Origin of the sequence: Protofrankia coriariae, assembly GCF_001017755.1 — a bacterium.
Lineage (GTDB): Bacteria > Actinomycetota > Actinomycetes > Frankiales > Frankiaceae > Protofrankia > Protofrankia coriariae.
Window position 1 is genome coordinate 113,991 of record NZ_JWIO01000022.1, and the last position, 6,964, is coordinate 120,954.

Sequence of the window (6,964 nt, forward strand, 5' to 3'; positions counted from 1 at the left end):
GGGCGGGGCTGTCCTCCCCGCCGGGAGGCGCCGGCCGGGAGGTGGCCGGTGTGGACAGGCCGTCGGCCTGTTCGACTCCGCTGACCGTGATGTCGGCGGCGGCCAGGTCAGATGCGGAACCGGTCATCAGAGCAGCTCCTTACACGGGTGGACGTCTGCGGATCGCGGGTCGGGCGAGCCCGGCGCCGATTCCCGGCAGGAATGGTCACCGCGGGAACGGTCACCGTCGGCCTCCGGGGCGGCCGCCCTTGCCACGTCGCTTGGCGGGCCGGGAACCACCTGTATGCCGGCGTACGCCCGCCGTGGCATGGGGCTTTCCCGCCCGGGGCTGGGCGTCGTCACCGGCCGGGGTGTGCCTGTCCGGAGCGGACCCGTTCTGCGTCTGCGCCGGCTGCGGTACCGCCTCGCCGGCCTCGGCCGCGTCGGATGCCTTCGACGGGCGGGCGGGCTGAGTCGGCTGTTTCGGCTGGGCCGGCTGCTGGGCCGGCTGCGAGGACTGCGCGGAGCCGCCTCGGGGGGAACGGGTTCCTGGCGGAGCCTTGCGCACGGCCTTGTTGGAGTTCGCCGTCTTGCCGGCTCCGGCTCCGGTTTCGGCCTGGCCGGCACCGCCCGGCGTCCTGTCGGTCGATGCGGCGGTCGAGCCCGTGGCCGGCGAGGCCGCACCCGGTCGGTTCTTACCCTTGCTGGTTGGCCGGGCACCTGGCGCGGGACGGGCCGGCGCCGGCTGCGATGTCCTGTTCTTCGTCCCGGACGCGTTCTTCGCCCCGGGCGCCGACCGGGTGCTCGGCACCTGCCCGCCGGCGCCCTGCACAGCCGGCGGCGGCATCTTCTTGATCACGAAGAACTGCTGGCCCATGCTCCACAGGTTGGTGGTCAGCCAGTACAGCAGGACAGCGATCGGGAACTGGAAGCCGAACACCGCGAGCATGATCGGGGAGCCGTAGAGCAGGACCTTCTGCACGATCGCCTGCTGCGGATCGACCGGCCCGGTCCGCGCCATGATCTGCCGCTGGGTGAGGAACGTCGTCGCACCCATCAGGACGATCAACGTGACCGCGAAGATCTTGACGTTCGTCCCGTTCGCCTGGACGAACTCCAGGAAGTTCGACGACGAGGTGAACGAGGTGGACAGCGAGACGCCGAGCAGCTTGGCCTCGGCGATCTGCTGCACCTGCTGGGCGCTCAGCCCGACCCGGGGGGCCCACTCCAGCACGCCGCCGGGCCGGTCGACCGGCCTCAGGTGGCTGAAGACGTGGAACAGCGCGATGAACAGGGGGATCTGGAGCAGGATCGGCAGGCACCCGAGCAACGGGTTGCCATGTTCCTTCTGCAACTCCATGATCTTGGCATTCATCTGCTGCCGGTCATGGCCGTACTTGTCCCGGATCTCCTTGATCTTCGGCTGCATCAGCTGCATCGTCCGCTGGGCCTTCACCTGCTTGACGAACAGCGGAAAGATCATGATCCGGACGCAGATCACCAGCAGGACGACCGACAGCGCCCACGCGAAGAAGCTGTCCCGGCCGAAGATCGGCCCGAAGCCCCCGTGAAAGAAGACGATCGCGTTCGCCGCGAGATGGTAGAGGGGATCCAGCACTGGTTCGTCTCCTTAGACCCTCGTGCCACAGCGGGACGCGGTCGGTTCGGGCGAGTTCGGGTGCGGGTCCAGCCGCTGCCGCGCACCCGCGGCCACGGCCTGAGCGGCCTGCTCACCGGCGGGGACACCGCGTTCACCGGCCGGCCCGCCGAAGCGCCCGGGGCGGCCTGGCGGGATGTCGGCACGCACCGGCACCGGGTCGTGGCCACCGGCCGACAGCGGCTGGCAGCGCAGCAGCCGCCAGGCCGCCAGCAGGCCGCCCCGGACCCCGCCGTAACGACGCACCGCCTCCAGCCCGTACGCGCTGCAGGACGGCTCGAAGCGGCAGAGCCCCGCGCTGCGTGGGGACCAGACGGCCCGGTAGAAAGCAATCATCATGCGCAGTACCCAGGCCAGCGGGCTGCGCACCACGTCGTCCCGGCCACGGGACATCCGTGGCGCGAGCCGCCCGGCCAGGCGGGTGGCGGCGAGCAGGTCGATCACGACGACCAGGCCCGCGGCCAGCGCAACGCCACCGCGGCTCATCGTGACTGCCGGTCCGCGGTGCCAGCGGTACCGGTGGTGCCGGTGGGCCTTGTGACCGTCCCAGCCATGCCTGCCCCGGCTGTGCCAGGAGTGGCCGGGACGAGACGGCCGCGCAGGCCCCGCTCGAGCGCCCGCCCCAGTTCGTCCGAGGATGCGGTGGCGCTCTCCGGTAAGGCTCGCACGATCACGAGTGTTCCGGCGGGGATGCGGTCGAGACGGGCACGGACCTGCTCCCGCAGGCGTCTGCGGACGCGGTTGCGCACAACCGCGTTCCCCACCTTGCGTCCCACGACGAAACCGACCCGTGGCGGAAGTGTGACGACCGGCTCCGGACCGCCGTCCACAGCGTGGTTGTCCACAATCAGACTGTGGATGACCAGTGGGCCGCTGCGGCTGCGACGGCCGGCGCCACTGATCGAGGCATGCTCGGCCCTGGTCCGGACACGGTTCCGAACGGGCAGCATGACGCGAAAAGGACCGGGGCGCGGGTGGATCTCAGGCGGACAGCTCGCTGCGGCCCTTGCGGCGACGGGCCGAGAGCACGGCACGACCGGCACGGGTCCGCATCCGGAGCCGGAAACCATGCGTCTTGGCACGCCGGCGGTTGTTCGGCTGGAAGGTGCGCTTGCTCACAGAGGACTCCGGACGCCAGACGGGCAAAGGACAACACTAGCCACGGAAACGGTACAGAACGCGGTGGAGACACCCACCCGAGAGCGCACTGTCGCCGCAACCCGACGCCTGAGACTATCAAGCCCCGCCGTGCGGGGGCGGGCCGGCGGGTGTCGGCCGGCCGCGCTGGCGCGCCGGGTGGGGGCGGCGCGAAAGCGGCTTTGCCGGTGCGGTGTCATGGTCGTACACAGCTTGTGGACGACCATGTGGAGAACTGCCCCGGCAGGGGTGGCCGCAGGCGCCCGGTCCGGCCCTGTCCACCCGTCCGACGTCTTCGGAGGAGCCCGCCTCGTGACAGACCTTAGCGCCGACCCCTCCGCCGGCATGTCAGGCAGGGTGCCTGTCGAGGAACCGGACCTGTCCGCCGTGTGGGGACAGGCCGTCGCCGGGGTCGCGGACGGCACCCTGTCGGCCCAGCAGCGGGCCTGGCTGCGCCTGACCCGTCCGCTCGGCCTCGTCCAGGACACCGCGCTGCTCGCGGCCCCGAACGAGTTCACCAAGGACCTGCTCGACTCGCGCCTCCGACCGTTTCTGTCCACAGCTTTGTCCACAGCCTATGGACGAGAGATCCGGGTGGCGGTCACCGTCGAGCACCTGCCCGACCCGGAGCCGATGACCGGGCCGATCCAGCTACCGCTGCCCACCTCCCCGGTATCCCCCGTGTCCGCCGTGTCTGCCACGTCCGCGGCGTCCGCTGCGGATACGGCCAGGATCACCCCGGGCCTCGGACGCGACCCGGCGCCCCGGTCCTACGAGCCGACCCGACTGAACCCACGTTACGTGTTCGAGACGTTCGTCATCGGTGACAGCAACCGATTCCCACACGCGGCTGCGGTGGCCGTCGCCGAGGCGCCGGCGAAGGCGTACAACCCGCTGTTCATCTACGGCGACTCCGGGCTCGGCAAGACCCACCTGCTGCACGCGATCGGCCACTACACGCTGAAGCTGTATCCGGACTCGCGGGTGAAGTATGTCAGCTCGGAGGAGTTCACCAACGACTTCATCAACTCGATCCGGGACGACCGGCAGCAGGCGTTCCAACGCCGCTACCGGGACACCGACGTGCTCCTGGTCGACGACATCCAGTTCCTGGAGAACAAGGAGCGCACCCAGGAGGAGTTCTTCCACACCTTCAACGTGCTGCACGACACCGAGAAGCAGATCGTCATCTCCTCCGACCGTTCCCCCAAGCAGCTCTCGGCGCTGGAGGACCGGCTGCGCAGCCGGTTCGAGTGGGGCCTGATCACCGACGTCACCCCGCCCGACCTGGAGACCAGGATCGCGATCCTGTCGAAGAAGGCCGCCACCGAGCGGCTGCCGGTCCCCGGCGACGTGCTGGAGTACATCGCGACCCACATCGAGCGCAACATCCGGGAGCTGGAGGGCGCGCTGATCCGGGTGGCGGCGTTCGCGAGCCTGAACAAGTCGCACGTCGACCGGACACTGGCCGAGATCGTCCTGCGGGACCTGATCCCGGACGCGGCCGACCCGGAGATCACCGCTGCCGCGATCATGAACGCGACCGCGACGTACTTCGGTGTGTCCATGGAGGACCTGTGCGGCACGTCCCGCAGCCGGGTGCTGGTCACCGCCCGGCAGATCGCCATGTACCTGTGCCGGGAGCTGACCGACCTGTCGCTGCCGAAGATCGGCCAGCACTTCGGCGGCCGGGACCACACCACGGTGATGCACGCGGACCGCAAGATCCGGGGGCTGATGGCCGAACGCCGGGCGATCTACAACCAGGTCACCGAACTGACCAACCGCATCCGGGCGCAGACCCGACAGGCCTGACCGGTTCGACAGGCACGCCCGACTCGACAGGCCCGACAGGCATGACCCGGGCGAAGCAGGGGTAGGAGCTACTGCTGGTAGCCGGATCCACGCCGGTGTCCCTGTGGAGTCTTGTGCACAGCTTGTGGAAAACCCTGTGGAATCCGTGGGCGGAGGCCCGCGGCGGCCTGTGCGTAACGGGGGACAGGCTGTGTGGAAACTGTGCACAGCCGGGGGACAGACTGCGAACAACCGGGGACGAGCGGGGGACAAACAGGCCGGCGGTGGAAATCCACTGGAGCTGGGCACAGCGGTTTCCACACGATCCGCACCCCCTCTTAAGCTCTTGACCTGCGAAAACGCAAGTTGTCCCCAGTATCCACCGGCCCTACTGACACGACGAACTAGATCATTTTTTAATGAACAACCCCACTGGAAGTTGGGCCTGGGGACAACCTCGCATGATCGTCCGCGCGTCGCCTTCGGATCGCTGTCCGGGATCTCGTCACGCACAGCGGGCCACCGCGGCAGTGCCAGCCTCGCGCCGGGCCCCGCTGTGAGCCGCCGGCCGAAGCCTGCGATGCTGGAACGCCGTACCGGATGCGGCATGGTGGCCTGGCAGTGGCTCGACAGTGGCTCGACAACGACAGGCAGCGGCACGACAGCGGTCGGACCTGCGAACGTGTTCGTTGGGCCGCCGGCAGCATCTGGCGGGACCCGCACCTGTCAGCACGCAGCCGGCATGACAGGTCGGCGTGGTCACGAGGACGAACGGTTCAGAAGGGCGAATCATGAAGTTCCGGGTTGAACGGGACGACTTCACCGATGCCGTGGCATGGACGGCGCGCACACTGCCGACCCGGGCGACCTCCCAGCTTCAGGTCCTGGCCGGCCTCATGCTGGACGCCACCGGGCCGTCGCTGACGGTCGCGGCCTTCGACTACGAGGTGGCCGCCCAGTCCGGTGTGGACGCGGCGATCGAGCAGGAGGGCCGGGCCCTGGTCTCCGGCAAGCTGCTCGCCGAGATCACCAGGGCCCTCCCGTCCGCGCCGGTCGACCTGTACACCGACGGCGCGCGGGTGGTCCTCACCTGTGGCAACGCGCGTTTCACCCTGCCGACCATGTCGGTGGACGACTACCCGGCGCTGCCGCCGATGCCGGCGGTCACCGGCCACATCGAGGGCGCGGCGTTCGCCGGGGCCGTCTCGCAGGTCGCCGTCGCCGCGGGCAAGGACGACACCCTGCCCGTCCTCACCGGTGTGCGGGTCGAGATCGACGGCGATGTCCTCACCCTGGCCGCTACCGACCGCTACCGGCTGGCGGTCCGGAAGCTGAGATGGCGCCCGGCGTCCGAGACGGCCGACGGCGTGGCCATGGTGCCGGCACGTACACTGAGCGAGACGGCGAAGTCCCTGTCCGGGTCCGGGGTGGAGGTCGCGATCTCCCTCGGCTCGGGTCCCTCCGGGGAGGCGCTGGCCGGGTTCGCCGGTGGCGGCCGTCAGACCACGACCCGCCTGGTGGACGGCTCGTTCCCGCCCTACCAGCGGCTGCTGCCCGACAGCTCACCGCTGACCGCCCAGGTCGAGATCGCCCCGTTCGCCGAGGCTGTCAAGCGTGTCGCGCTGGTCGCCGCCCGCACCGCCCCGGTCCAGCTGAGCTTCTCCGACGATCAACTGGTTCTGGAGGCCGGGGCCGGCGGTGAGGCCCAGGCCCAGGAGACGTTGACGATCGGCTACGACGGACCGTCGCTGTCGATCGCCTTCAACCCGTCGTACCTGCTCGACGGCCTGGGTGCGCTGGAGTCCGATGTCGTCCACGTCGGGTTCGCCAGCGCCGACGACCCGGACGAGGCGTCGAAGAAGCCCGCCATCCTCACCGGCAAGGCGCCCGACGACGGTGAGGTCCCGGACTACCGGTACCTGCTCATGCCGATCCGGCTGTCCGGGTGACGTGCGTCTCACCCATCTGTCGCTGGTGGACTTCCGGTCCTACCCGGCACTGGATCTGCTGCTCGCACCCGGGGTGAACACGTTCGTCGGCTCCAACGGGCAGGGCAAGACCAACCTGCTGGAGGCCGTCGGTTACCTGGCGACGCTTGGCAGTCACCGGGTGGCCTCGGACGCCCCGCTGGTCCGTGAGGGCGCCACGAGCGCCGCGGTGCGGGCCCGGATCGCGCGGGGCGACCGCGCCGCGCTGGTCGAGATCGAGATCATCCCGGGCCGGGCGAACCGCGCCCGGCTCAACCGGGCTCCCCTCGCCCGATCCCACGACGTCCTCGGCCTGCTGGTCATGGTGTTCTTCGCTCCGGAGGACCTGGCCCTGGTCAAGGGGGATCCGGCCGGGCGCCGGCGGTTCCTCGACGATCTGCTGGTGGCCCGCACCCCCCGGCTCGCCGGT

7 protein-coding genes (1 of these 7 running past the window's edge) are annotated in these 6,964 nt (G+C 70.1%); 3 read left to right on the top strand and 4 right to left on the bottom strand.

Annotated features, from left to right (window positions below; all coding sequences use genetic code 11):
• Positions 1–220 precede the first annotated feature (220 nt).
• Genes yidC through rpmH form a run of 4 tightly spaced genes read right to left on the bottom strand, consistent with a single transcriptional unit; the run spans position 221 to position 2,755 of the window.
• Positions 221–1,597, bottom strand: a complete 1,377-nt coding sequence (gene yidC, locus FrCorBMG51_RS14650) for a membrane protein insertase YidC (RefSeq protein WP_047223613.1) — start codon at positions 1,595–1,597, stop codon at positions 221–223.
• Positions 1,598–1,609: 12 nt separating this feature from the next.
• Positions 1,610–2,122 carry a membrane protein insertion efficiency factor YidD gene (gene yidD, locus FrCorBMG51_RS14655; protein WP_086055463.1) on the bottom strand — a complete coding sequence of 171 codons (513 nt, stop codon included), beginning with the start codon at positions 2,120–2,122 and terminating at the stop codon, positions 1,610–1,612.
• Positions 2,119–2,586, bottom strand: a complete 468-nt coding sequence (rnpA, locus tag FrCorBMG51_RS14660; protein WP_047223614.1) for a ribonuclease P protein component — start codon at positions 2,584–2,586, stop codon at positions 2,119–2,121. Before rnpA ends, yidD begins: the two co-directional genes overlap by 4 nt.
• A gap of 31 nt (positions 2,587–2,617) precedes the next feature.
• Entirely contained in the window at positions 2,618–2,755 is a 138-nt protein-coding gene (gene rpmH, locus FrCorBMG51_RS26885) for a 50S ribosomal protein L34 (RefSeq protein ID WP_013871596.1), read from the bottom strand.
• A 330-nt stretch (positions 2,756–3,085) separates the two neighbouring features.
• On the opposite strand from rpmH, the gene dnaA reads away from it, so the two are divergent.
• The 3 genes from dnaA to FrCorBMG51_RS14675 form a co-directional block, all read left to right on the top strand.
• On the top strand, positions 3,086–4,588 hold the full coding sequence (gene dnaA, locus FrCorBMG51_RS14665) for a chromosomal replication initiator protein DnaA (RefSeq protein ID WP_047223644.1): 1,503 nt from the start codon (positions 3,086–3,088) through the stop codon (positions 4,586–4,588).
• Between the two features lie 770 nt (positions 4,589–5,358).
• Complete coding sequence (dnaN, locus tag FrCorBMG51_RS14670; protein WP_047223615.1) at positions 5,359–6,516, top strand: DNA polymerase III subunit beta; 1,158 nt, start codon at positions 5,359–5,361, stop codon at positions 6,514–6,516.
• A gap of 1 nt (position 6,517) precedes the next feature.
• Positions 6,518–6,964, top strand: partial view of a DNA replication/repair protein RecF gene (locus FrCorBMG51_RS14675; protein ID WP_047223616.1) — the beginning only. It continues 963 nt past the right edge of the window; the window shows 447 of its 1,410 coding nt (coding positions 1–447); it begins with the start codon at positions 6,518–6,520; the stop codon falls past the right edge of the window.